This is a genomic window from Streptomyces inhibens (assembly GCF_022221585.1).
GTDB classification, from domain to species: domain Bacteria; phylum Actinomycetota; class Actinomycetes; order Streptomycetales; family Streptomycetaceae; genus Streptomyces; species Streptomyces inhibens.
This window is the reverse complement of the sequence record NZ_CP084681.1, coordinates 8,418,190-8,442,832: the sequence shown is the minus strand read 5'-3', so window position 1 is coordinate 8,442,832 and position 24,643 is coordinate 8,418,190. Positions and strand designations below refer to the sequence as shown.

Annotated in this window: 21 protein-coding genes; 11 read left to right on the top strand and 10 right to left on the bottom strand. The window is 70.9% G+C overall.

Annotation, left to right across the window (positions count from 1 at the left end):
* Positions 1-10 precede the first annotated feature (10 nt).
* Positions 11-1,168 carry an NAD(P)-binding domain-containing protein gene (locus tag KI385_RS37800; RefSeq protein WP_238576532.1) on the top strand — a complete coding sequence of 386 codons (1,158 nt, stop codon included), beginning with the start codon at positions 11-13 and terminating at the stop codon, positions 1,166-1,168.
* Here KI385_RS37800 and KI385_RS37795 read toward each other — a convergent pair.
* From KI385_RS37795 to KI385_RS37770, 6 genes are all read right to left on the bottom strand, one after another.
* Complete coding sequence (locus KI385_RS37795; protein ID WP_128510549.1) at positions 1,129-1,722, bottom strand: GTP-binding protein; 594 nt, start codon at positions 1,720-1,722, stop codon at positions 1,129-1,131. The genes KI385_RS37800 and KI385_RS37795 overlap by 40 nt on opposite strands.
* On the bottom strand, positions 1,703-2,077 hold the full coding sequence (locus KI385_RS37790; protein ID WP_238576531.1) for a DUF742 domain-containing protein: 375 nt from the start codon (positions 2,075-2,077) through the stop codon (positions 1,703-1,705). Before KI385_RS37790 ends, KI385_RS37795 begins: the two co-directional genes overlap by 20 nt.
* 10 nt (positions 2,078-2,087) lie before the next feature.
* Positions 2,088-2,495: a roadblock/LC7 domain-containing protein gene (locus tag KI385_RS37785; protein WP_238578018.1), complete on the bottom strand. Its 408-nt coding sequence runs from the start codon at positions 2,493-2,495 to the stop codon at positions 2,088-2,090.
* A gap of 14 nt (positions 2,496-2,509) precedes the next feature.
* A complete protein-coding gene (locus tag KI385_RS37780) occupies positions 2,510-4,891 on the bottom strand; it encodes a sensor histidine kinase (RefSeq protein ID WP_238576530.1) in 2,382 nt (793 codons plus the stop codon).
* Positions 4,892-5,035: 144 nt separating this feature from the next.
* On the bottom strand, positions 5,036-5,818 hold the full coding sequence (locus KI385_RS37775) for an MHYT domain-containing protein (RefSeq protein ID WP_238576529.1): 783 nt from the start codon (positions 5,816-5,818) through the stop codon (positions 5,036-5,038).
* A 710-nt stretch (positions 5,819-6,528) separates the two neighbouring features.
* Positions 6,529-7,869: an MFS transporter gene (locus KI385_RS37770; RefSeq protein WP_238578017.1), complete on the bottom strand. Its 1,341-nt coding sequence runs from the start codon at positions 7,867-7,869 to the stop codon at positions 6,529-6,531.
* A gap of 287 nt (positions 7,870-8,156) precedes the next feature.
* Here KI385_RS37770 and KI385_RS37765 point away from each other — a divergent pair, with 287 nt between their 5' ends.
* From KI385_RS37765 to KI385_RS37745, 5 genes are all read left to right on the top strand, one after another.
* Positions 8,157-8,909, top strand: a complete 753-nt coding sequence (locus tag KI385_RS37765) for a (Fe-S)-binding protein (protein ID WP_128510553.1) — start codon at positions 8,157-8,159, stop codon at positions 8,907-8,909.
* A complete protein-coding gene (locus tag KI385_RS37760; protein ID WP_238576528.1) occupies positions 8,906-10,396 on the top strand; it encodes a lactate utilization protein B in 1,491 nt (496 codons plus the stop codon). The genes KI385_RS37765 and KI385_RS37760 overlap by 4 nt, the downstream gene beginning before the upstream one ends.
* Entirely contained in the window at positions 10,393-11,097 is a 705-nt protein-coding gene (locus tag KI385_RS37755; RefSeq protein ID WP_238576527.1) for a LutC/YkgG family protein, read from the top strand. The genes KI385_RS37760 and KI385_RS37755 overlap by 4 nt, the downstream gene beginning before the upstream one ends.
* 109 nt (positions 11,098-11,206) lie before the next feature.
* The gene (locus KI385_RS37750) at positions 11,207-12,658 is read left to right on the top strand and encodes a hypothetical protein (protein ID WP_238576526.1); all 1,452 of its coding nucleotides are present in this window, start codon (positions 11,207-11,209) and stop codon (positions 12,656-12,658) included.
* A 66-nt stretch (positions 12,659-12,724) separates the two neighbouring features.
* Positions 12,725-13,552: a hypothetical protein gene (locus KI385_RS37745; RefSeq protein WP_238576525.1), complete on the top strand. Its 828-nt coding sequence runs from the start codon at positions 12,725-12,727 to the stop codon at positions 13,550-13,552.
* Here the strand turns inward: KI385_RS37745 and KI385_RS37740 are convergent.
* Positions 13,446-14,030, bottom strand: coding sequence for an NUDIX domain-containing protein (locus tag KI385_RS37740; protein ID WP_342593495.1), 585 nt, complete (start codon positions 14,028-14,030; stop codon positions 13,446-13,448). The genes KI385_RS37745 and KI385_RS37740 overlap by 107 nt on opposite strands.
* Positions 14,031-14,553: 523 nt before the next feature.
* Between KI385_RS37740 and KI385_RS37735 the strand changes: the two genes are divergently transcribed.
* Complete coding sequence (locus tag KI385_RS37735; protein WP_238576524.1) at positions 14,554-15,726, top strand: SGNH/GDSL hydrolase family protein; 1,173 nt, start codon at positions 14,554-14,556, stop codon at positions 15,724-15,726.
* A gap of 82 nt (positions 15,727-15,808) precedes the next feature.
* On the opposite strand, the gene KI385_RS37730 is transcribed toward KI385_RS37735, so the two are convergent.
* Positions 15,809-16,018: a DUF397 domain-containing protein gene (locus tag KI385_RS37730; protein ID WP_238576523.1), complete on the bottom strand. Its 210-nt coding sequence runs from the start codon at positions 16,016-16,018 to the stop codon at positions 15,809-15,811.
* On the bottom strand, positions 16,015-16,650 hold the full coding sequence (locus KI385_RS37725; RefSeq protein WP_238576522.1) for a DUF5753 domain-containing protein: 636 nt from the start codon (positions 16,648-16,650) through the stop codon (positions 16,015-16,017). The genes KI385_RS37730 and KI385_RS37725 overlap by 4 nt, the downstream gene beginning before the upstream one ends.
* Before the next feature lie 472 nt (positions 16,651-17,122).
* Here KI385_RS37725 and KI385_RS37720 point away from each other — a divergent pair, with 472 nt between their 5' ends.
* Both KI385_RS37720 and KI385_RS37715 read left to right on the top strand, forming a co-directional pair.
* Positions 17,123-17,380 carry a hypothetical protein gene (locus tag KI385_RS37720; RefSeq protein ID WP_238576521.1) on the top strand — a complete coding sequence of 86 codons (258 nt, stop codon included), beginning with the start codon at positions 17,123-17,125 and terminating at the stop codon, positions 17,378-17,380.
* A gap of 467 nt (positions 17,381-17,847) precedes the next feature.
* Complete coding sequence (locus tag KI385_RS37715; RefSeq protein ID WP_238576520.1) at positions 17,848-19,023, top strand: methyltransferase domain-containing protein; 1,176 nt, start codon at positions 17,848-17,850, stop codon at positions 19,021-19,023.
* A gap of 199 nt (positions 19,024-19,222) precedes the next feature.
* On the opposite strand, the gene KI385_RS37710 is transcribed toward KI385_RS37715, so the two are convergent.
* Positions 19,223-21,040 carry an ABC transporter ATP-binding protein gene (locus KI385_RS37710; RefSeq protein ID WP_238576519.1) on the bottom strand — a complete coding sequence of 606 codons (1,818 nt, stop codon included), beginning with the start codon at positions 21,038-21,040 and terminating at the stop codon, positions 19,223-19,225.
* A gap of 122 nt (positions 21,041-21,162) precedes the next feature.
* On the opposite strand from KI385_RS37710, the gene KI385_RS37705 reads away from it, so the two are divergent.
* A complete protein-coding gene (locus KI385_RS37705) occupies positions 21,163-21,621 on the top strand; it encodes a MarR family winged helix-turn-helix transcriptional regulator (protein ID WP_128510566.1) in 459 nt (152 codons plus the stop codon).
* A gap of 36 nt (positions 21,622-21,657) precedes the next feature.
* Entirely contained in the window at positions 21,658-24,624 is a 2,967-nt protein-coding gene (locus tag KI385_RS37700; RefSeq protein WP_238576518.1) for an FAD-binding and (Fe-S)-binding domain-containing protein, read from the top strand.
* The last annotated feature ends 19 nt before the right edge of the window (positions 24,625-24,643 follow it).

The following is a 24,643-nucleotide window of genomic DNA, read 5'->3' as shown; positions in this document are numbered from 1 at the left end:
TGGTAGAAGCATGAACCACACCGGGGTGCGTGAGGTCGAGGTCATGGTGATCGGTGCCGGGCAGGCGGGCCTGGCCGCCGCCTTTCATCTGCGGCGCACCGGCTATGAGCCGGACCGGGACTTCGTCGTCCTCGATCACTCCCCGCGCCCCGGCGGTGCCTGGCAGTTCCGGTGGCCCACGCTGACGTACGACAAGGTGCACGGTATGCATGCGCTGCCGGGCATGACGCTGACCGGCGCCGATCCGCAGCGGCCGTCGTCCGAGGTGATCGGCGGGTACTTCGACAACTACGAGCAGACCTTCGGGCTGCGGGTGCACCGGCCGGTGAGCGTGCTGGCGGTGCGCGAGGGCGGTGGGGGTCCCCCCTGGACGGAGCCTGTCGGAGCCCTTGGGGGAGGACGGCTGCGGGTCGAGACCTCGGAGGGCGATTACGCGGCACGGGCGCTGATCAATGCGACGGGCACCTGGGACCGGCCGTTCTGGCCGCGGTTCCCCGGGCATGAGACGTTCGGCGGCCGTCAGCTGCACAGTGCGCAGTACGACGGGCCGGAGCGGTTCCGCGGTGCGCGGGTCGTGGTGGTGGGCGGCGGCACGTCGGCCGTACAGCAGCTGATGGAGATCGCACCGGTCGCCGCCGCCACGACCTGGGTGACGCGCCGGCCGCCGGTGTTCCGCGAGGGGCCGTTCGGCGAGGAGCAGGGGCGGGCCGCGGTCGCCCTCGTCGAGGAGCGGGTCCGGCAGGGGCTGCCGCCGCGGAGCGTGGTGAGCGTGACCGGGCTGCCGATGACCGAGGCGATCCGGCGGGCCCGCGAGAGCGGCGTCCTTGAGCGGCTGCCGCTCTTCGAGCGCCTCACACCGACGGGCGTGGTCTGGGCCGACGGCCGCGCGGTCGAAGCCGACGTGATCCTTTACGCGACGGGCTTCCGGGCCGCCATCGACCATCTCGCCCCGCTGCGACTGCGCGAGCCGGGCGGTGGAATCCGGATGGAGGGCACCCGCACGCTGCGCGACGCGCGGGTGCACCTCGTCGGTTACGGACCGTCGGCGAGCACCATCGGCGCCAACCGGGCGGGCCGCGCCGCGGTCCGCGACATCCGACGGCTGCTGGCCGCAGGCCCTCAACCGCCTTACGCAGAGGAGGCGTTGGCCGACAGCCGCGCCTCATAGGACGAGGCCGCGTGCTCCACGAGACGGATCAGCACCTCCTTGCAGGACGCACGGTCGCGGGCGTCACAGAGCACCACCGGGGTACCCGGGTCGAGGTCCAGGGCCCGTGCCACCTCGTCGGCCCGGTGGGCGCGGGCGCCGTCGAAGCAGTTGACGGCCACGACGAAGGGGATGCTGCGGTGCTCGAAGTAGTCGATCGCCGCGAAGCTGTCGGCGAGTCGCCGGGTGTCGGCGAGCACCACGGCGCCGAGCGCGCCCTGTGCCAGCTCGTCCCACAGGAACCAGAACCGGTCCTGGCCGGGCGTACCGAACAGATACAGCGCCAGGTCGTCGTGGATGGTGATCCGTCCGAAGTCCATCGCCACGGTCGTGGTGGTCTTGTGCTGGACCCCGTCGAGCCGGTCCACCGGCCTCCCGGCCTCGGTCAGCCGCTCCTCCGTGCTGAGCGGGCGGATCTCGCTGACGGATCCGACGAGGGTCGTCTTGCCCACGCCGAACCCGCCGGCCACCAGGATCTTGAGGGCCATGAAGGAGTCAGAGCGCGCGGAGTCCATCGATCACTTCCCTGAGAATGTGCGCATCGGGCAACTGGGCGGGCGGTACCGGGCGGTCGACGCGGATCAGGCCCTCGAGCAGCAGATCGCTCAGCAGGACCCGGACCACGCCGAGCGGCAGTCCGGAGTCGGAGGCGATCTCGGCCACCGGGCGGGGGCGGTCGCCGCACAGGACGAGGATCGCGCGCTGCTCGGGCGAGAGCACGGGGACCTCGTCGGGCCCGGACTCGACGTGCACCACGGCCATCAGTTCAAAGGCCGCGCTGCTCGGCCGGGCCCGCCCGGCGGTCATCGCATAGAGCCGGACCATCGGCCCCGCCTCGTCGTCGTACCAGTGCGGGGTGGAATCGGTCATGGGCGCCCGATCACTCCGCTCCGGCACGCTCGGGCGTCCCGAGGTGTGCACCGACCCGCTTGACCAGCCGGGCCATCTCGTAGGCGACCAGACCGACATCGGCTTCGGCGTCGCCGAACACCGACAGGCACGACCCTTCGCCGGCCGCCACGACGAAGAGGAAACCGCCCTCCAGCTCGACCATGGTCTGAATGACCTGGCCGGCGGCGAAGTGCCGGCCGGCGCCCTTGGCGAGGCTGTGGAAGCCGGATGCGATCGCCGCGAAGCGCTCGCTGTCGTCACGGATCAGTCCGGTGGAGGCACCGACGGCCAGGCCGTCACCGGAGAGCACCACGGCGGAGCGGATCTCCGGTATGCGGGCCACCAAGTCGTCGAGAAGCCAGTTGAGTTCGCCGGAAGGGTGCTGATCGCCGGTCATCGTGTCTCTTCTCTTCATGACGGATTCTCGTTCTCCCCGTTCCGCTGCCGCGCGTCCTGCTGATGCTGCCCTGGCGGCTCTTGCTGTGGCGGGGTGGTGGCGCCGCGGCCGCGTGCCCATCCGGCGCGCAGCGACGCCATGGTGGCGCGGGCCTGCTCGGGAGAGCGGCGCGGTGGTGGCGTGCGCTCCGTACGCGGGACCCACTCGGGCTGCTTCTGCGGGGACGTCTGCAATCCGGGCGCGAGGCTTGCCTGCCGTACGCGGCGCGGGAGGCTGCTTTCCGGGTCTGCCTCTGTGGCCGCGGCGACGGGCGCCACCGGAGCGATCAGGGGCGCGGTCGGCGCAGCGCCCGACTCTTCGTCGCGTACGGGCGGGTCCGGGACGGGCGGCAGGGCGTATCGCGGTACGGACCCGAGCGCCCGGGTCGTGGGCGGTCGCCGGCGACGGAAGACCGGCCCGTCCTCCTCCGGCTCCGCCGTGTCCCCGTCGGCCGGCGCATCCTCGTCGCGCTCCCCGGACAGCAGGGCCTCGGGCAGCAGCACCACGGCGGTGACGCCGCCGTACACCGATGGTTGCAGGGTCACCGTGACGTGCTGACGGTGGGCGAGACGGTTGACCACGAAGAGACCGAGCTGTTCGGTGTCCAGCAGGTCGATCACCTCCGCGTCCTGGATACGGCGGTTGGCCTCGTCGAGCGCCTCCTTGCCCATACCGAGCCCGCGGTCCTGGATCTCCAGGGCGATGCCGGTGCCGACGCGCTCGGCCCGGACCTGCACCTTGGTGTGCGGGGGCGAGAACATCACCGCGTTCTCGACGAGTTCGGCCAGCAGGTGGGTGACGTCGGCGACCGCGCCGCCGATCAGCCGTGCCTCGGCGACGGCATGCAACTCGACCCGCGGGAAGTCCTCGACCTCCGCGACGGCGGCGCGCACCACGTCCAGCAAGGGCACGGGGTTGCGCCAGCCCCGTCCGGGAGCGGCACCGGAGAGGATGATCAGGCTCTCGGCATGCCGCCGCATACGGGTGGTGAGGTGGTCGAGCCGGAAGAGGTCCTCCAGTTCCACCGGGTCCTCGGTACGGCGTTCCATCGTGTCCAGGAGGGCGAGCTGGCGGTGCAGCAGCAGCTGGCTGCGGCGGGCGAGGCTGACATAGACGCCGGAGATGCCGCTGAGTGCCTCGGCACGGTCGGCGGCCGCCTTGAGCGCGGCGCGGTGCACGGCCACCAGGGCCTCGGCCACCTGCCCCAATTCGTCCCGGCCGGTGCCGCGCTCACCGAGCGGTGCGACGGCATCGATGTCAACGGGTTTACCGGCGTGCAGTCGGCGCATGGACTCGGGCAGGTCGCGGCCGGCGATCCGGAGTGCGGAGTTGCGCAGTTCCTCCAGCTCGACGACGAGCCGTCGGCCGATCTTGACCGAGATGAGGAGGGAGAGAAGGACACCGGCCAGCCCCAGGGTCACGGCGATACCGGATCCGCCGAGGGTGTCGAGTGACAGCGGGCCGGCGCCGCGGGCCACACCGGCGCGTGCGTTCTGCTGCGCTGTGCGCAGATCGCGCAGGACCGTTGCACTCGCCTCGCTCCAGCGGGCGGCGACGGTGGCGGCGGGGGCGCCCGCGCCCGCCTTCCGTACGGCGTCCTCGGCGGCCCGCAGCTCGCGGTAGGCAGGGCCGTCGAGGATGCGGCGGTAGGCGGCGGCGTCATCGGGCCGCAGGTCGTCGACCGCGGTGGCGAACAGCTCGCGCTGGAGATGCACGGAGCCGGTGAAAGAGTCGAGCTGGTCGCGCGACATCCGTCCGGAGACCTGGGCGGCGCCGAGGACCGCGTCCTCCCGGGAGATCGCCTCCCGGGCCCGGGTGAGGTCCAGGACGATGCGGCCCTGCGAGGCGTCCGCCATCGTCGCCGGGCCGGTCAATGCGCCGAGGGCGGCAAGGCCGTGCTCGACGGTGTCGGTGTAGCCACGGATCACCCGGTCCGCACCGGCCGTCGTGTGGCGGTCCTGCTTGCGCAGCGCGGGCAGTCCGTCGGCGTCGTGCATCAGCTTGTCGATACGGTCGGGCAGTGCGGGGTCGACGATCGCCGCGTCGGCGCTGCCGGCGTTGACGCCGTCCCGGAGGGCGGCCGCGGCGGAGTCGGTGGCCCGTTGCCGGTCGCGCAGCGCCCGCCGGCTCCCGTCGTCCGGTGCGGCGAGGGCGCGTGCCGCGGTGGCCCGCTCCTCCTGTACGGCGGCGATGTATGCGCCGACCGGCACGAGGAGGGTGGTGTCGACCTCCTTGAACCGGTTCAGATCGGAGACCTGCTGCGCGGTGGTGACCGTGGCGAAGGCCCACAGGGCGATCAGGGACACCACCGGGACCATGAGCAACGCGACGATCTTGGCGCGCACGGACCGGGGCATCAGATGGAGCCGGTAATTCGCTCCGGATTTCCTGGACTTGGGGACCGGGGGCAGCGCATGTCTCGGGCCGCCGGTCGGCGGCGCTTCCCCTCCGTGCCCGGAATGGTCCGGACTCTGTCGTGCATGCATGAGTTCCTCAATAGGTCAGGAAGAGGTGGGCAGTTCGCCCTCGCGGAACGACTCTGCGGAGGCGGATGCGGCGCGTTCCCGGGCGGTTGGGGACAATGCGACGAAGGCCACGGTGAGGAAGAGAAAGGAGCCGAGCACAACGGTCAGCGGAAAGATGAATTCCATTGCGGTGACACCGGGAAGCGGCGCGCGACTGGGCGTCAGCTCGATGTGCACGGCGGCCATTCCGGTGTAGTGCATGCTGCTGACGGCAAGCCCCATCACCAGGGAGGCAAGGGCCGCGCCGAGCGCGCCGCGCACGTTGAGCGCGGCCCACAGGGCGGCCGTCGCGGCACCCGCGGCGATGACGACGGAGAGCGCGACGAGGCCCGGATCGAAGCCGACCTGCCCGTGCAGGCGCATGGCAGCCATGCCCATGTAGTGCATCGCCGCGACGCCGATGCCGGTGCCCAGCCCGCCGAGCAGCAGCGATCGCAGCCGGGCGGCGCCATGGCCGACGGTGAAGACGCCGGCGCCGACGACCACCATGGCGACCAGCAGGCTGAGTACGGTCAGCAGGACGTCGTAGCGGATCGGGCTGCCGGTGACGGCGAAGCCGAGCATGGCGATGAAGTGCATCGTCCAGATGCCCGAGCCGATGGCGACGGAGGCGGTCAGCAGCCAGTTGCGGCGCGAGCGGCCGTCGGCCGCCAGCGCTCTTACGGTACAGCGGAGTCCGAGCGCGGATCCTACGCACGCCATCGCATAGGCGAGGACCGGGGATACCCAGCCCGCGCTGAAGTGTTGCATGTGGCCCACGGAGTTCCCTTTCGCGTATTCGGTTCGCGGCGACGGACGCTAACACGTGATCGTCTTGTGAAACTCGGACACGGACGCAGGTTGATTCGGGTAGAAGCACCAGCTCCCTGACACACCGTTTCACTACCGGTGAGTTCAGTGAGCTGCCTTCCGGGTAAATGTCCGCCATTTCCCGGCACCGACCCTGCTGATTACACGTCAATTCCGGGGAGGTGAGAGTCGGCCGGCATATCGGCAATAAATTCGGCGATGAGAAAGGTCACGGGAATCGCGGCAACCGCGCCCGCACAAGCCCCACCATGCACACCCAAAAGGAAGAAGGGGTGCACATGGGGCACTCCTGACGGCGTCTCCGTGCGAACAAAGGAACACGGGATCGAATGTTCGCCAGAAAGCATGATCGAGCCCGATCGGGGTTCCTTGACTCATCGCCTCAGGTGATGATTACACGGCGCAACCGGCGGGCTGCAGACCGCTACCGCGCCTCCGGTCGACATCCCTTGCTGGGCCGGAGAGTTGGTCCCACATCGCATCAGTTGCTCAAGGAGAGACAGCAAGATGGACATCCTCACCAACATCCTCGCCGGCGTCTTCCACTTCCTGGGTTGGCTCGTCTGACGGATTTCGCAGCACTTGGCGCCGCTCCTCCCTGTCCCTGGAGGAGCGGCGCCTTCCCGGTCTTGGGTCTCCGGTGGTAGCGGCCCGGCGGGTTACTTCTCCAGCTTCTGCCGGGAGGTCTCCGGAAGCGTCAGATAGACGACGAACGAGACGAGGCACAGCGCGGCCACGTACCAGGGGAAGAGGTCGGCATGGCCGGCCTCTTTGAACCAGGTGCCGACGTAGGGGGCGGTGCCGCCGAAGAGGGCGACGGTGAGGGAGTACGGGAAGCCGATGCCGGAGGCGCGGACCCGCGCGGGGAACACCTCGGCGTTCACGGCCGCGGCGATCGCGGTGTATCCGGTCAGCAGCACCATGCCCGCGCACTGCACCAGCAGCAGCGAGAAGAACGCATCGGTGACCAGGTGCAGCAGTGGCACCGCCAGGACGGCGAAGCCCAGCGAGAAGCCGAGCAGCAGCGGTTTGCGGCCGATGCGGTCCGAGAGCATTCCGCCGAGCGGCTGGAGCAGGGCGAAGAAGATGAGCGAGAGGGTGCCGACGGTCAGCGCTTCGCCCTTGTCGAAGCCCGCGTTGACCTGGGCGTAGGTGGGCAGGTAGGTCGTCCAGGTGTAGTACGCGATGGTGCCGCCCACGGTGATACCGCAGATCAGCAGGGACTGACGGGGGTGGCGGCGCAGCGCCTCGAAGAGACCGGGGCGCTCGGCCGCCCGCTGCTCGATGGGGGTCTCCCCTGCTCGAACGGGGTTGAGAGCTTGGGGAAGGGTCTCCTGTGCACCGCGCCGGATCCACAGTCCCAGCAGGCTCAGCAGGGCACCGATGAGGAACGCCACCCGCCAGCCCCACTGCCCCATCTGCCGCTCGGTGAGCAGCGTGGCGAGCAGCGCCGCGGTCCCGGATGCCAGCAGCTGGCCGATGCTCGTGGACACGTACTGGAAGCTGGAGAACAGTCCACGCCTGCCGGGTCCCGCCGATTCGACGAGGAAGGTCGTGGACGCGGCGAACTCGCCGCCCACCGACAGGCCCTGCACGAGGCGGGCGACGACCAGGACGACGGGGGCCAGTACTCCGGTGGTCGCGTAGGTGGGGGTGAGCGCGACCAGCAGACTGCCGCCGCCCATCAGCAAGATGGTGAGGGTCAGTGCGGTGCGCCGGCCGCGCCGGTCGGCGACCGCGCCCATCAGCAGTCCGCCGACCGGCCGCATGAAGAAGCCGACCGCGAAGACGGCGAAGGAGGAGAGCAACGGCACCAGGGAGTTGCCGGCGCTCTTGGGGAAGACCTGCTCGGCGAAGTAGACCGCGAGGAAGGAGTACGCGTACCAGTCGTACCACTCGACGGCGTTGCCGACGGAGGCGGCGGCCAGCTGCCGCAGCCGCGACGGCCGGACGGCGCCCCCGGGCGCCCGGTCCTCGACTATGCGTTCGGCACTCGACATGGTCCTCCGCTCCGGGTTCTTCTCCTGGGCCTGCTGCTGGGGCAGGATGAGCCGACAGGTGATCATGTACCGCTGAAGCGGGTGGCCGCTAGGGCCTGTCCGGCGGATCAGGGTCGGACAGGCCGCGGCGGCCGGTGCGGTGCATCGCAAGGCGCCGGAGCGCCCTCACAGCGGAGCTATGAGGGCGCTCCGGCAACGCGGCGAGGTGCCGTGCCAGGCGTCGCGGACCCGGCCATGATCCGCCGGACAGGCCCCAGAGGCCGTGGCGGCCGAAAGGAGATGGCAACGTGCGTGTAGCACTGTTCGTCACCTGCATCAACGACCTGCTCCATCCGCGGACGGGGCAGGCGGTGGTGGAGCTGCTGGAGCGGCTGGGGGTGGAGGTCGACTTCCCCGCCGAGCAGAGCTGCTGCGGTCAGCCGCAGTTCAACACCGGTTACCGGCATGCGACCGAGCCGCTGGTGCGCCGCTTCGACCGTGCCTTCCGCGATTACGAGTACGTGGTCACTCCGTCCGGTTCCTGCGCGGCGATGGTGCGCGACAACTACCCGCGGATCGGGGCGAAGGCGGCGGCCGAGGGGCGTGGCCGGGAGCTGACCGATGCCGCGGCGAGCGCCGTGCCCAAGACCTATGAACTCACCGAATTCCTGGTCGATGTGCTGAAGGTGACCGATGTGGGCGCCTATTACCCGCATACCGTCACCTATCACCCCACCTGTCATGGACTGCGGATGCTGGGGCTGGGCGACCGCCCGCGGCGGCTCCTCGCACACGTCAAGGGACTGGAGCTGCGGGAGCTGCCGGGCGCCGAGGAGTGCTGCGGTTTCGGCGGCACCTTCGCGGTGAAGAACCCGGCGGTCTCGGCCGCGATGGGCGCCGACAAGGTCCGCAATGTGCTCGGGACCGGGGCCGAGGCGGTCTGTACCGTCGACAACTCCTGTCTGCTGCACATCGGCGGCACCCTCACCCGGCAGGGCTCGACGGTCCGCCCGGTCCATATCGCCGAGATCCTGGCCAGTACGGAAGGGAGTGTGCGGTGAGCGGCACCTATCTGGGCATGCCCGCGTTCCCCCGCGCCGCGGCCGCCTCCACCCGCGACACACAGCTGCGCGCCAACCTCACCCACGCCACCCACACCATCCGCGACAAACGGGCCAAGGCCGTCGCCGAATTGGACGACTGGGCGCAACTGCGGGCCGCGGGCGCCGCGGTGAAGGACCGTACGCTGCGCCATCTCGACCACTATCTGGAGCAGTTGGAGGCGGCGGTCACCGCCGCGGGCGGACAGGTCCACTGGGCGGCGGACGCCGACGAGGCCAACCGGATCGTCACCCGGCTGGTGCGGGAGACCGGCGAGCGCGAGGTCGTCAAGGTCAAGTCGATGGCGACGCAGGAGATCGGGCTGAACGAGGCGCTGGCCGAGGCCGGTATCCGCGCGTACGAGACGGATCTGGCCGAGCTGATCGTGCAGCTCGGCGACGATCTGCCGTCGCACATCCTGGTGCCCGCGATCCACCGCAACCGCTCCGAGATCCGCGACATCTTCCGCCGTGAGATGGCCTCCTGGGGCCGTCCGGCGCCCGCAGGGCTCTCCGACTCCCCCGCCGAGCTGGCAGAGGCGGCGCGGCTGCATCTGCGGGAGAAGTTCCTGTCCGCGAAGGTCGGGATCTCCGGTGCCAACTTCATGGTGGCCGAGTCCGGCACGCTGGTCGTGGTCGAGTCCGAGGGCAACGGCCGGATGTGTCTGACCCTGCCCGAGACGCTGATCTCCGTTGTGGGCATCGAAAAGGTGGTGCCGACCTGGCAGGATCTGGAGATCTTCCTCCAGCTGCTGCCCCGTTCGTCGACGGCCGAGCGGATGAATCCGTACACCTCCACCTGGACGGGGACGACGGACGGCGACGGGCCGCAGACCTTCCATCTCGTGCTGCTCGACAACGGGCGGACCGACACCCTGGCCGACACCGTCGGGCGGCAGGCGCTGCGCTGTATCCGCTGCTCGGCATGTCTGAACGTCTGCCCGGTGTACGAGCGGGCCGGCGGGCATGCCTACGGCTCGCCCTACCCCGGGCCGATCGGCGCCATCCTCACTCCCCAACTTCGCGGTATGGCAGGACCGTTGGAGGCTTCCCTGCCGTACGCCTCATCACTGTGCGGAGCCTGCTACGAGGTGTGCCCGGTCGCCATCGACATCCCGGAGGTGCTGGTGCATCTGCGGGAGCGGGTGGTGGAGGGCGGGCCGGTCACCCGGGGCGGGGCGCGTACGGTCCTCAAACCGGCCAAGGGGCATGCCGCGGAGCGGGCGGCGATGCGCGCGGCGGCCTGGGCGTTCGACCACCCGGGGGCGCTGCGCGGCGGTATGCGGCTGGCGGCCCGCAGCCGCCGACTGCATCCCCGGCGCCTGCCCGGGCCGGGCCGCGCCTGGTCGCAGACCCGCGATCTGCCGGCGGTGCCGGCCGAGTCCTTCCGCGACTGGTGGCAGCGCACCCGCGGTACGTCGTCCGAGCAGCGAGGAGACGTCAAGTGAGCAGCCGGGACGTGGTGTTGGCGCGGGTGCGCCGGGCGCTTACGGATGTGCCGCGGGGTGAGGGGCCGAGCGATCCGCCGGTGCCGCGCGACTACCACCGGGTGCACGGATCCCGTACGACGGCGCAGAGCGTCGATCTGCTGGCGGAGAATCTCGCGGACTACCGGGCGATCGTGCATCGCAGTGACGCCGAGGGGCTGCCGGGGCTGATCCACCGGCTGCTGGTGGAGCGCGGCGCACGGACGGTGGTGGTGCCGCCGGGGCTGGATCCGGCGTGGCTGGATCCGGCGTGGCTGGATCCGGCGTGGCGGGACCCCTCGTCGGCGGCCGGCTCCGATGTCACCCTCGTCGAGGACCATGCGTCGAGTACGCCGTATGAACTCGACGCCGTGGACAGTGTGCTGACGGGCTGTGCGGTGGCCATCGCGGAGACCGGCACCCTTGTCCTGGACGCCGGCCCCGACCAGGGCAGACGCCGGATCACGTTGGTGCCCGACCACCACATCTGTGTCGTCCGCGTCCCGGACCAGGTCGTCGGCTCGGTGCCGGAGGCGCTGCCACGGCTGGCGCCGGAGCGGCCGCTGACCTGGATCTCCGGTCCGTCCGCGACCAGCGATATCGAACTCGACCGGGTGGAGGGGGTGCACGGTCCGCGGACGCTGGAGGTGATTCTGCTCGCGGGGTCGCGGGAGGCGGGCTGACCCCGGGGGGGGCGGCCGACCGGCGGGCTCGGCCGGGCGGCCGTGGCCGGGCGAGGGCTGCAACAGGTGTGCGACCCCGTTGTCAGTGGGGATTCCTACACTGATCGGGATGGTTCTCGCACACGCGGTGCGGGGGCGCGCGCCCGGGGGGAGGGAGCAGATGATGCTGCGGCAGGACTTACCCGCGCAGCGTTCCGGCCCGGCCGGCCGCTCGTCCGCGCCGGGTCCCGGTGCGCCGTCCTCCGCTTCTTCGGCCTCCGCGCCCTCCCGGCTGCTGACCTGGCTGGGGCGGCTGGGCGCACCGGCCGCCGCGTTCGCGGTGTTCCAAACGCTGCTGGGGATCCTGCCGCAGAATCTGGCGGGCGAGGCGGCGCGTTACTGCGTGGCGGCGACGGCCGGTGCCGGGGTCGGCGCCGTGGTGTGGCTGTCGGCGGCTCTGCTGCATGCCCGCGCGGCGGCCACGGCCACGGCGCGCGTGCCGTCGTCCGGCCCCGCACCGTCGCCCGCCGGGTCGCTGCCCGAGCTGGTGGACGGCACGTACGAGGCGCTGCGACGCGGCCTCTCGGTGATCGAGATCCCCGGGCGCGGGCCGCTCACCGGCTGGCCGCACTCCCTCGCGGAGAGCGATCCGCCGGTGCATCCGACCGCGTTCGGAACGGCGTACGGGCTGCATCTTCTGCTCGACATCGCGCCGTACGACGGTCGAATACGGGCCGGCGAGGTGGCCGAGACGCTGTGGCGGCTGCGGCTTCCCGGCGGCGGATGGGCCGCCCGCTCGCAGGGCAGCGGGGCGCGCCCCGAAGTGACCGCGATCGTGCTGGGTGCGCTGGCGCGGGCGGGCGCCGACCCCCGGCTGCTGGATGCCGAAATACGCTCGTGCGAGGCGCTGTTGGACCCGGACCATGACGCACCGGGGCTGGCGAACACGTATGTGGTGACGAATGTGCTGCGCGGGATGCTGCGGGCGGCGCCCGGCTCCACGGCGCTGGGCGGGCTGCGCGAGGTGCTGGTCAACGGCGCCACGGCCGACCCGGTGCGCGGCAATCACCGCTGCTGGGGCGCTGCGCTGGCCACCGGACGGGGCAATCCGGCGCCGTCCGCGGTGCACACCGCGCGGGCTGTGGTGGCGCTGGACCGGGCCGCACAGGTCCTGGGCGAGGACGAGCGGCAGCGCGCGGTGCGCGAGGAGGGGCTGCGCTGGCTGCTGGCAAGTGCCTCGCCGCTGTCGGGCCGCGCGTCCGATCTGGACAACTGCCAGGAGGAGGTACGGCGGCCGGGCCAGGAGGACCCACTGCATCAGGAGCTGCTGTCGGTACGGCATTTCACGGCCGCGTGGGTGGCCCGGGCGCTGATGACGGACGGGGCGCGGCAGGTCGCGGCGCAAGGGGTGGGGCTGCCGGCGTGGGAGGCACAGCTGACCGCTGCCGTGGCGCGGGTGCGCGGGATGCAGCAGGCCGGGGTGTGGCGGTGGGACGACGGGCCCATGGGCCACCCGGTGTGGATGGCGTATCAGGGTCTGTCGGTGCTGCGCCGGCATGCGCTGATGGTCTACCGGCCGTGAGGCCGGCCGGATTCGGACGGTCGTGGCCCGGTGGTGGTCGGGGGCGTCGGTGAAGGGGAGGCAGACATGCAGGTCGAGGAAGCCCGTCGGCTGCTGGCCGAGCGGCTGGGCGGCGGACCGCGGCCGCCGTCGCCCGAGTCGGCGCGTGCCGTGATCGCCCACCTGGCGCACCCCGGCACCCTCGGCCCGCTCGTGCGCCGATTATCCGCCGGCGACCTGGACCTCCTGGAGTGCACCCGGCTCTCGTACCGCCATGTGCTGGGCTTCGACAAGCTGTTGCTGCTGCCCGGCGCGCCCCGGTTCATGCTGCGGGTCCATTTCTGGCACGGCGGGACCGGCGCGGCCCCCGAGGACATCCACAATCACCGGTGCGTCATCGCCTCGGCCGTGGTCCGCGGCCGCGTCCGGATGGAGTGCTACGAACCGGCCGCGGACGGGGTGCCCGCGGTCGCCTACCGGGAGACGATCGACGGCCCCGGCGGGACCTGGCGGCTGCGGCGGGTCGGGGACGCGCGGCTGCGGCTGGTGCGTACGGAGCGGTACGGGGCCGGGCGGAGCTACGGCCTGGACGCCCGTGCGCTGCACCGCGTGGTGAGTGAGGAGCCGACGGTGACGCTGTTCCTGGAGACCGCCCCGCAGCGGTCGGTGACCGATGTCTATGTCAGAAGCGGCAGCCTTGTCAGGGACAGCGGCCGTGTCAGGGACAGCGCCCCTGTCGAGAACAGCGGTCCTGCCGGGGACAACGGATACGGCGGGGACAGCGGATACGGCGGCGGTGCGGGGGCCTTCAGGAGCGGTGGCGCCGAGCGTGCGGATCCACCGCCCAAGACTCCACTGTCGCCGGCCGTCTATCTTGCCGAACTCGACGGTCTGGCAGGCTCTTTGGGCTACTGAACGGAGCCGGCGCGAAGTGTCCGTAGCGGGCCGTCATGGCGCGCAGGCCGACCGCGTCCAGCCGCCCGCCGAGCGCCTGGCGGATCACCTCCAGGTTGTAGGCATCCACGCCGGCCTCGGCCAGTTCGGCCGGCCGTGCCCAGCGGTGCGCCTGGTCCGGGCTGGGCAGCACGACATCCAGCGTCAGCGGTCTGACGATGAAGTTCTCCTGGTGGTTGTGGACGCGTCGGCCCTGATAGTCGCTCAGGAATCCGGTCGATCCGGTGTGCGCGACGATGGTGCCGAGGAGACCGGTCTCCTCCTTCAGCTCCCGCAGGACGCCGCTCTCGGCGGACTCCCCACGGTCCAGCTTTCCGCACGGCACGCCCCACGCGCCGGGCAGAAAGCGCTCGCGGTAGCTACGGCGCACGATCAGCACGCGGCCGGCGTGCACCACCACCGCCGCGGCCAGATAGGTATGGGCTGCGGGCTGATTCATCGGACATCTCGCAATCCGAAGGGACGGGCGCCAGGCCCGTGGCGGACGTCCACCGTACCGGCGAAGACTCCGCGGCGGACCGGTTGCGGTGGTGCGCGATGGGGTGAAGTGGCGTGCGGCGGGCTTGTATTGGGCGCGTGCGGTGTTCGATCCTGCTGCTTCCTGTTGCCTTACGTTCGGAGCTGTCGACCGAACGCACGCCGTGTGAGCCGCCGGGCGTTCCTCGCCACCGGCACCGCGCTCGCGGGCCGGGCGGCAACGACTCGTGGGGCGCCCCGCCGCTGGAGAAGTGTCTGCTGCATGCGAACCGGACGTACCGCTACGGCCATCGGCTGTCGGCTGTCGGCTGTCGGCTGTCGCCCGCGTAGGGGTGGCGGGCGGCGAAGGTAACCCTGGCATGGGTAGGCATCCGATGCGTACGAAGCCCAGAGGTCTGGGTAGCCCTCGCGCCCGCAAGCAGACTCTCCGCCATCAGCACCGCGCGGATGCACCACCCCGCAAATGACCGAGAGGCAGCGCCATCATGAACAGCAACTCCCTCACCTGGAACGCCGGTTGGACTGCGTCCGTGCAGCGCCCCAGCGAGGGCTTCCACAAGAACTGGGCGCTGGAAGGCTTCGAGGACCAGACCGTGCGCCAGGTCGTCAGGGTCACCGGCTCCGGCACCTCGGCCCGGATCAAGCTCTCCAACCGGTACGGGACCGCCCCGTTGGAGGTGGCGGGCGCCACCCTCGCCCGTACGGACAAGAGCGCGGCCGTGCGGGGCGGCACGGTCCGCCCGCTCACCTTCGACGGTGCCACGTCCGTCCGGATCCCGGCGGGCGGCGAGATCCACAGCGACGCCACCGAGCTGAGCGTGGCACCGTTCGACTCCCTGACGGTCTCGCTGCACTTCGCACGGCCGACCGGCCCCGCGTCCTTCCACGCCCAGGCCTACGCCACCACCTACCGCGCCGCGGGTGATCAGCTCGCGCCAGCGGACCCCGCCGTGTTCGGCGAGACGACGGTGTCCTGGTACTACCTCGCCGCCGTCGAGCTGGCGGACGGCGGCCCGGCCCGGCACGACACCGTGCTGACCTTCGGCGACTCCCTCACCGACGGATTCGCCTCGACCATCGACGGCAACCAGCGCTATCCGGACGCACTGGCCGAGCGACTGGCCGCCGAGGGCACCCCGCGCCCCGTACTCAACCAGGGCATCGGCGGAAATCTGCTGCTCAGCGACTCGGCGTGGTTCGGCGACCGGGCCGTTGACCGCTTCCGGCGCGATGTGCTCGACCAGCCGGGCGCCCGCTCCGTGGTCGTCCTGGTGGGCCTCAACGACATCGGCTTCAGCGAGATCGACCTGCCGACGTACAAGCCGAACCCGGATCGCTCCGCCGGTGAACTCATCGCCGGATACCGGCAGTTGATCGGCATGGCGCACGACGCGGGGGTACGGATCACCGGTGCGACGATCATGCCGTTCAAGGGGTCGGAGTACCACACCCCGGCCGCCGAGGCGAAGCGCCAGGAGGTGAACGCCTGGATACGGACCTCGGGCGCATTCGACGCGGTCGCCGACTTCGCCGCGGCACTGGCCGACCCGTCCGACCCGGACGCGCTCCTGCCCGCCTACGACAGCGGCGACCACAAGCACCCCACCGACGAGGGCTATCGCGCGATGGCCGCCGCCATCGACCTCACCGCGCTCTGATCACCGCGGGCCCTGGGCCTGACGCGTGGCGGCCCCCTCCTGGGAATCCGGGAGGGGGCCTTTTGCGCTCCGACGCACGTGCTCAGACGGGGAATTCGCCTGCCTGTACACCGGTGACGAACGCCGACCACGCGGCCGGCTCGAACATCAGGGCCGGCCCTTCGGGGTCCTTGCTGTCCCGAACGGGAACGGCGCCGTGGGCGCATGCATGCGCCGGGGACCACTCCAGGCAGTCGCCACCGTCTTGGCTGCTGTAGCTGGACTTGACCCAGGGATGATTAAAGGGGGTCACGATGCCTCCAAGAGCTTTCGGATCATGTGGGCGGACGCGTCACGCGAGAGGGCTGAAGCAGTGAGTACATCGTAAGACCGTGCGAGGAGACGCACCGTGGAGGGATCTTCGATGATCGTCCCTGACCTGACGCCCTCCGTATAGATCACGGGCGGCTCGTCCGCGGTAGTCAGAATCGACATTGAGCCGTCCATGAGTCCGTGAGTCTCCGCAGACAACGGCATCACCTGTAGGACGGTGGTCCGTTGAGCGCCGTGGGTGAGCAACGCCGAGAGCTGTTCCCGCATCACGTCCGGGCCTCCGACGTTCCGGCGTAGCACTGACTCACAGATGACCACGGAGAAATCTGGCGGGGAAGTGCCCTTCAGCACTTCCTGTCTCGCCATTCGTGCCCGCACCAAAGTGGCCACTTCCTCATCGCTGGCCCGGGGGTCACCCTCACGGAGCAACGCGCGTGCGTACGACACCGTTTGAAGGAGACCCGGCACCACCGTGGGCGACCATGCCGAAATGCTGATGGCGCGCGGCTCCATCTCGATCCGTCGGCGGGAGTGCACCGGGAACGATTGGGCGGTGATCTCCTCGTACAGCCGCTTGAACAGGCCGTCCGTCGAAAAGACTTCGTCCAACAAGGGCGGAAGGTCCGCAGGGATCGGCCCCGCGCACGTCTCCACACGACTGATGGCGCTCTTTGACCTGCGGGTCATCTTCGCCAGTTGGGTCTGACTCAGGGGCCCTTGCGGGTGCAGCTCCCGGCCGCTCCGGCACTCTTCCGCGAACTGCTTGCGTGGGTCGTCTGCGCCCTGTGCGCCCCCTGTTGCGCCCCCGGTAAGGTCCATAACTCCCCCTGACCATTGACCTGGTCACGTGCGGTCGCGGCGTCGTTTACGCCGGTCAACGGCATGCGTATATGCCGGACTGACCAACGCCCAGGTTGGGCGTTGAATCTCTCCTCACAGTACCGAATCCTGCCCCATTCTTGTCACCAACTAGCCACGCACGGTGAGGGGTTCGGATGACTGAGCACCGTGCTCCGGCGTCCACCGGCGACGTGGTGGAGCTGGGAGTGAGCGCGGGCCATCCGCACGGAAGGGAGTTTCAGGCATGACCACGACGGAGACGCAACCCGCGTACTTCACCTCACCCAAAGAGATCACGCTGGGGACCGTCGTCTTTGACCGGGATGCCGACATGGTGGCCGTGGTGCGAGACGTGAAGGGCCTGATGGTGGACCTGGAGCGGCCCACGGGCCTTATCTGGGGCGTGGCGTATGGGCGCCTGAGGCCCGGCACGGCACGCGAGGGACGACAGCTTCAGGCCCTGGCGAAGCTTCAGCGGGCCCGTCTCAGGGGTATGGCGTGAGCTGCACGGCGTGCGCTGAGCTGGAACGTGATCTGGAGGCGGCCGAGAGGGCCGGCGACCTGACCAAAGCGGTTGACTGCCGGGTGTTGCTCCGGCGTCACCCGCAGCATGACGGGGAGCCCGTGGCAAAGGCAGACCTGTCGGAACGGATGCGGGAGCGCATCCGCGGCAAGCCGGCGACCGGCTAGCCCCTGGATTCCGCCCCCTTGCCGGATGTCCGTTCCGGCGTCCCCCGCGTGCCGAGTGATCCCGGCAGGGGGGCGGGTAGGACCCCGGCCGGCTGTCTCACGGACAGCGGCAGCCGGCCGGGTCAACCATCAGTGAGAGCACCTGGAGGAACAGTGATCACGGTCCTTTCGAACGACGGCGGCGACAAGCTCCCGGGGGAGCCGTACCCCGGCCCACATCAGCCTCCGTCCCCTGACGGTGGCCCGGGTCGGCCGAACCCGCCCAAGGCTGCCTGACCAGTGACCACCGACGCATACAAGGAGCGCCCCGGCCTTGACGGGCCGGGGCGTGCCCTCATGGCTTCCGGGGCCCTCTCCTCCGACTGGGTCCCCTCATACGCGGCTGTTCCTCGTTCCGCCGTCCTGCCGGACCTCATGTGGCCGTTCGATATGGCGGTCGGCCGGAGCGTGGCCGTTTCCAAAGCGGACGACCCCGCCAAGTGGCACGAGTACGCGGACTCCGACGTACCGATCGTGACGCAATGGGACGACGGGAAGCACTCCGGCACCGAACCGGGTCATGTGCCGACCAGCTCCGCGTCCATGCCCTCCGTGGTGTTCCGGATGCTCCAGGACCTGGACCTCCGGCCCGGCCACAAGGCGTTGGAGATCGGCACCGCCACAACCTGGAACGCGCTGCTCATGGCCCACCGTGCGGGGCCGGGGAGCGTGACCACGATGGAGGTGGACCGGGCGGTGGCCACGGCCGCCATGGCGACGGTGGAGCGGCTGGGAATCCCCCTTCACATCGTCCACGGCGACGGGTTCCAGGGCTACCCACAAGGGGCGCCGTACGACCGGGTCATCGCTACGTGCGGCCTCCGCTCCATTCCGTTCGCGTGGGTGGAGCAGTGCCGGCCCGGCGGGGTCATCGTGGCCCCGTGGGGGACGAACTACAGCCATGCCGACGCGGTGGCCCGCCTGGTGGTGGCGCCGGACGGTGAGAGCGCGTCCGGCAGGTTCACCGGCCCCGTGGAGTTCATGAAGCTCCGGTCCCAGCGGTTTGCCCCCCGGGCTCACTCCGCGTACGTCACGGGGAGCGTGGCCGACGGCGACGAGTCGTCCACGACGATCACCGAAGCGGAGTTCGTCGGGGAGCAATTCGGCCCGGAGCGGTTCGCCATGGGCGTCCGGGTCCCCCGGTGTTCGTACGTCGTGGCGGAGAAGAGCGACGGCGCGCGGCCGGTCTGGTTCTACAGCCTGAGTGACCACTCGTGGGCGTGTGTGATGTTCCGCGACGGGAAGACGGCCCGGGTGTGGCAGGGCGGCCCCCGCCGACTCTGGGACCACGTGGAAGCTGCCTTCCGCTGGTGGGTCCACCGCGGAAAGCCGGACCAGACCCGGTTCGGTCTGACCGTGACCGCCGAGGGCGAAAGGGTGTGGCTGGACGACCCGGCTCAATCCTGGGCGCTTTGAGACCGGCCCCGTTCGTGCGTTGCCCCCGTGGCGCACGGGCGGGGCCTTTGCCGGGCCACGGCGACCGGCGGAACCGCGGACGTGGCGGCCACCAGGAATCCGGAGCCGGCGCGGCACGCCGGGCGGCCGAGGAGTGGGTGCGGCGGCCGCCCCGACCAGTGAACTGGCCGCCGCACTCTCGACCTTACCCGTGGGTCACTTACCGGGTCATCACCTGATCGTCGGCCGGGGTGAGGTGTGCGTCACGCCGCACGAGCGCCGCATAGCGTCCGTCGGCGGCGAGCAGCTCGTCATGGGTGCCGCGCTCGGCGATCCGTCCGGCATCCAGGACCACGATCTGGTCGGCGTCGCGGACCGTGGAGAGGCGGTGCGCGATGGTGAGGGTGGTGCGGCCCTCGGACAGCGCGTCGATGGCCTGCTGTACGGCGTGTTCGGTGCGGGTGTCCAGGGCGCTGGTCGCCTCGTCGAGGACGAGGACGGGCGGGTCGCGCAGGATGGTGCGGGCGATGGCGAGGCGCTGTTTCTCGCCGCCGGAGAAGCGGTAGCCGCGCTCGCCGACGAGGGTGTCGTAGCCGTCGGGCAGGGCGGCGATGTGGTCGTGGATCTGGGCGGCCTTGGCGGCGCGTTCGATCTCGTCGTCGGTGGCGTCCGGCTTGGCGAAGCGGAGGTTGTCGGCGACCGAGGCATGGAAGAGGTAGGTCTCCTGGGAGACCACGCCGACCGAGCGCGCCAGGGTGTCGAAGTCGAGGTCGCGGACGTCCGTGCCGTCGAGGGTGACCCGGCCCTCGGTCACGTCGTAGAGCCGTGGGACGAGATAGCTCAGGGTGCTCTTGCCGCTGCCGGTCGGTCCGACGACGGCGAGGCTGCCGCCGGCCGGGACGGTCAGGTCGATGCCGTCGAGGGTGGGGCGGGCCTCGGGGTCGTAGCAGAACCGGACGTTCTCGAAGCGGATCTCGCCGCGGGGGTCGGTGAGCCGCACCGGTTCGGCGGGCTCGGTGATGGCGACCGGCAGATCGAGGTACTCGAAGATGCGCTGGAAGAGCGCGAGCGAGGTCTGCATCTGTACGCCGGTGGACAGCAGCGAGACGGTGGGCCGCAGCAGGCCCTGCTGGAGCGAGACGAAGGCGACGAGGGTGCCGATGGAGAAGACCGGGCCGCCCATCTGGAGGACCAGGCCGGCCGCCCAGTAGATCAGTGCGGGCATGGCGGCCATGACGATGCCGATGGTGGCCATCCGCCAGCGGCCGGCCATGTTGGCGCGGACCTCCAGGTCGACCAGGCGCTCGGACTCGTCGGCGAAGCTCTTGGTGAGGGAGTCGGCGCGGCCCATCGTGCGGCCGAGCAGAATGCCGCTGACCGAGAGCGACTCGGTGACCATCGTGGACATCGCGGCCATCTGCTTCTGCCGCTGGGTGGTGATCTTCTTGCGTTCGTTGCCGACCCGGCGGCTGATCCAGACGAACAGCGGGAGCAGCAGCAGCGAGACGACGGTCAGCCGCCAGTCGAGCGCGAGCATGGCGCAGACGGTGGCGATGACGGAGGTCAGGTTGGAGACCAGGGAGGTGGCGGTGGAGGTGACCGTCGCCTGCATGCCGCCGATGTCGTTGGCGATCCGGGACTGGACCTCGCCGGTGCGGGTGCGGGTGAAGAAGGCCAGCGGCATCCGCTGGAGCTTGGCGTAGACGGCGGTGCGCAGATCGTGCATGACGCGCTGGCCGACGGTGGTGGACAGCAGGGTCTGGAGCACGCCGAAGACGCTGGTGGTGACGGCGGTGGCGATCATGCCGAGGGCGAGCAGGGTCAGCAGTCCGGTGCGCCGGCCGGGGATGGCGACGTCCAGGATCTCGCGGAGGAGGAACGGTGAGGCCACCGAGACCAGCGAGGAGGCGCCGACGAGCAGACCGACAAGGGCCAGCCGGGCGCGGTAGGGGCGGAAGAGGGCGAGGATCCGCCGCAGTTGGACCGGCGCTTCCGGGTCCTTGGGCGGTGGGGTCCACTGGGGTTCGTCGCTGCGCATGGGCTCCTTCGAGGGTGTGCGGACATCAGGCATGGACAGGCGGGGGCAAGCATCGTGGAGCTTAGCTCATTGTTACCTAAGCTCACAATGAACCAGGTCCTGATATCCGCTATCCTCGCGGTATGCCCTCCCCCGAGCCGACGGTCAGCACCGCCAACGTCGCCGAGCAGCTGGTACGGCTGACCCGGCGGATGCACCGCGCCCAGAAGCACCACCTGGAGCACCTGGACATCGCCTTCACCCCGGCGCAGTCCCGGCTGCTGCGGATCGTCGACCACTGTCGCGACACCCCGCCGCGGATGGCCGACCTCGCCGAGCGGCTGGAGGTCGTACCGCGGGCGGTGACCACGCTGGTGGACGCGCTGGAGGCGCATGGCGCGGTGCGCCGGGTGCCCGATCCGGCCAACCGGCGGGTGGTACGGATCGAGCTGACCGACACCGGCCGTTCCACACTCCGCGCGTTGCGCAGCGCACGGCGGGCCGCGGCAGAGGAGATCCTGGCCCCACTCACGGCCGAACAACGTGAGGTGCTCGGCGGTCTGCTGTCCACCTTGGTCGACGGGCCGGGTAAGCATCACTGAACCGATCTGACGTGGAGTCAACCGGAGGAGTGCGCCATGCCCCTGCTGGAGCCGGATCCCCAGACCCTGCGGCGCACCGCCACCGGTAACCCCGCGCACGACCGGGTGGCCGACCGGCGGGCATCGGGCACCCCCGAGCCGCTGCGCGGCGACCTCATCGCGCTGCTCGGCCCGGACAAGGTGCTGCACAAGATCTCCGACCTGGTCCGCTACGCCTCCGACGCCAGCCCGTACCGCTTCGTGCCGCAGGTCGTGGTGGTGGCCGAGGACATCGACGACATCTCCGCGGTCTTCTCCTACGCCCATGGCAAGGGCCGCAAGGTCGTCTTCCGGGCCGCCGGGACCTCCCTCAACGGCCAGGCGCAGGGCGAGGACATCCTCGTCGACGTACGCCGGCACTGGGCCGGGATCGAGGTGCTGGGCGACGGCGCCCGCGCCCGGATCCGGCCGGGCACCACCGTACTCCGCGCCAACGCCACGCTGGCCCGCCACGGCCGGCTGCTCGGGCCCGATCCGGCCAGCGCGATCGCCTGCACGCTGGGCGGTGTGGTCGCCAACAACGCCTCCGGGATGACGGCCGGCACCACCCGTAACTCCTACCGGACGCTGGCCTCGCTCACCGTCGTCCTGCCGTCCGGCACCATCGTGGACACCGCGGAGCCGGACGCCGACGAGGAGCTGGCGCGCGCAGAACCGGCACTGTGCGCGGGACTGCTCGCGCTCAAGACGGAGATCGAGGCGGATCCGGAGCTGGTGGCCAGGATCCGCGCCAAGTACGAGATCAAGAACACCAACGGCTACCGCCTGGACGCCTTCCTCGACGGCGCGACACCGGTGCAGATCCTGCGCGGGCTGATGGTCGGCTCCGAGGGCACCCTCGGCTTCATCGCCGAAACCGTCTTCGACACCCTGCCGCTGGACCGGTACACCTCCAGCGCGCTGCTCTTCTTCCCGGCGCTGAGCGCCGCGGCCGCCGCCGTACCGCGGTTCAACGCGGCGGGCGCACGGGCCGTGGAGCTGATGGACGGCAATACGCTGCGCGCGTCGGTGAGCGTGGCCGGGGTGCCCGCCGACTGGGCGATGCTGCCCAAGGAGACCGCCGCACTGCTGGTGGAGTTCCGGGCGCCCGACGAGGCCGGCCGGCAGGCGTACGAACGGGCCGCCGCGCAGGTGCTGACGGAGCTGGATCTGGTCGCGCCGGTCGCGTCCGTCACCAATGTCTTCACCCGGGACGCGCAGGCCATCGGCGGCTACTGGAAGGCCCGCAAGGCGTTTGTGACGGCGGTCGGTGGCTCCCGCCCGTCCGGTACGACGCTGATCACCGAGGACTTCGCGGTGCCGCCGGACCGGCTCGCGGACGCCTGTACGGCCCTGCTGGAGCTGCAGTCCCGGCACGGCTTCGACGCGGCGGTCGCCGGGCACGCCGCGCACGGCAATCTGCACTTCCTGCTCGCCTTCGACGCGGCGAAGCCGGCCGATGTCGAGCGCTACGCCGCGTTCATGGCGGAGTTCTGCCGGCTGACCGTGCAGCGCTTCGACGGCTCGCTGAAGGCGGAGCACGCCACCGGGCGGAACATCGCGCCGTTCCTGGAGCTCGAATGGGGGCCACGGGCAACGGAGTTGATGTGGCGGATCAAGGAGACCGTCGATCCGCACGGCATCCTGGCCCCGCGGATCCTGCTCGACCGCGACCCGCAGGCGCATCTGCGCGGACTCAAGACCATCCCCGAGGTCGAGGCCCTCGCCGATCCGTGCATCGAATGCGGCTTCTGCGAACCGACCTGCCCCAGCGGGGACCTGACCACCACACCCCGCCAACGGATCGTGCTGCGCCGCGAAATGCTGCGCCAGCCGCCCGGCTCCCCCGTTACCACCGAGCTGCTGGACTCGTACGGCTATGACGCGGTGGACACCTGCGCCGGCGACTCGACCTGCAAACTGGCCTGCCCGGTGGGGATCGACACCGGCGCGCTGATGCGGGACTTCCGGCACCGGCGCCACTCACCGCGTGAGGAGTGGCTCGCCGAGCGGTCCGCCCGGCAGTTCAAGGTGGTCGAGAGGTCGGCACGGCTGGCGGTGGCCGCCGCTGACCGGATCGGCGACCGGCTGGCGGCGTCGCTGACCGGCGCCGCCCGCAGGGCCGTACGCCCTGATCTGGTGCCCGAGTGGCTGCCGCGGCTTCCCGGCGCGGCGGCCCGAACGCTGCCGGCGACCCGGAAGGTGGGCGCGGCCGCCGTGTACTACCCGGCGTGTGTGAACCGGATCTTCGGCGAGCCCGACGGGTATCGCGGACCTTCACTGCCCCAGGCGGTGGTGGCGGTCTCACGGCGGGCCGGCCGGCCGGTGTGGATCCCGTCGGACGTGGCCGGGACCTGCTGCGCCACGATCTGGCACTCCAAGGGCTATGAACGAGGCGCCGCGGTGATGGCCAACCGCATCGTCGAGGCGGCCTGGGGATGGACGGCCGGCGGACAGCTGCCGCTGGTGGTGGACGCCTCCTCCTGCACCCTGGGCCTCGCCCATCAGGTCGTGCCGTATCTGACGCCGGACAATCGCGCGCTGCACGGCGAGCTGACCGTCGTCGACTCCCTCGTCTGGGCCGCCGAGGAACTGCTGCCCCATCTGGAGATCCTGCGCACCCTCGGCTCCGCGGTGCTCCATCCCACCTGCTCCATGCAGCACTTGGGGGACGAGGCGCAGCTGCGCCGGGTGGCCGAGGCGTGTGCGCGGGAGGTGGTGGTGCCGGACGACGTGGGCTGCTGCGCCTTCGCCGGCGACCGCGGAATGCTGCACAGGGAGCTGACGGAGTCGGCCACCGCGAAGGAGGCGGCGGAGGTGACCGCGCGGCACTTCGACGCCCATCTGTCGGCGAACCGGATGTGCGAGGTCGGCATGGATCATGCGACGGAGGGCCGAGGCTATCGCTCGGCCCTCCTGGCGTTGGAGCGTGCTACCCGGCCCGCAAACCCAAGCCGCCCGTCCGGGGGCACCTCCCAGCGGTAGCTGGGGGAGTTCGAGGACA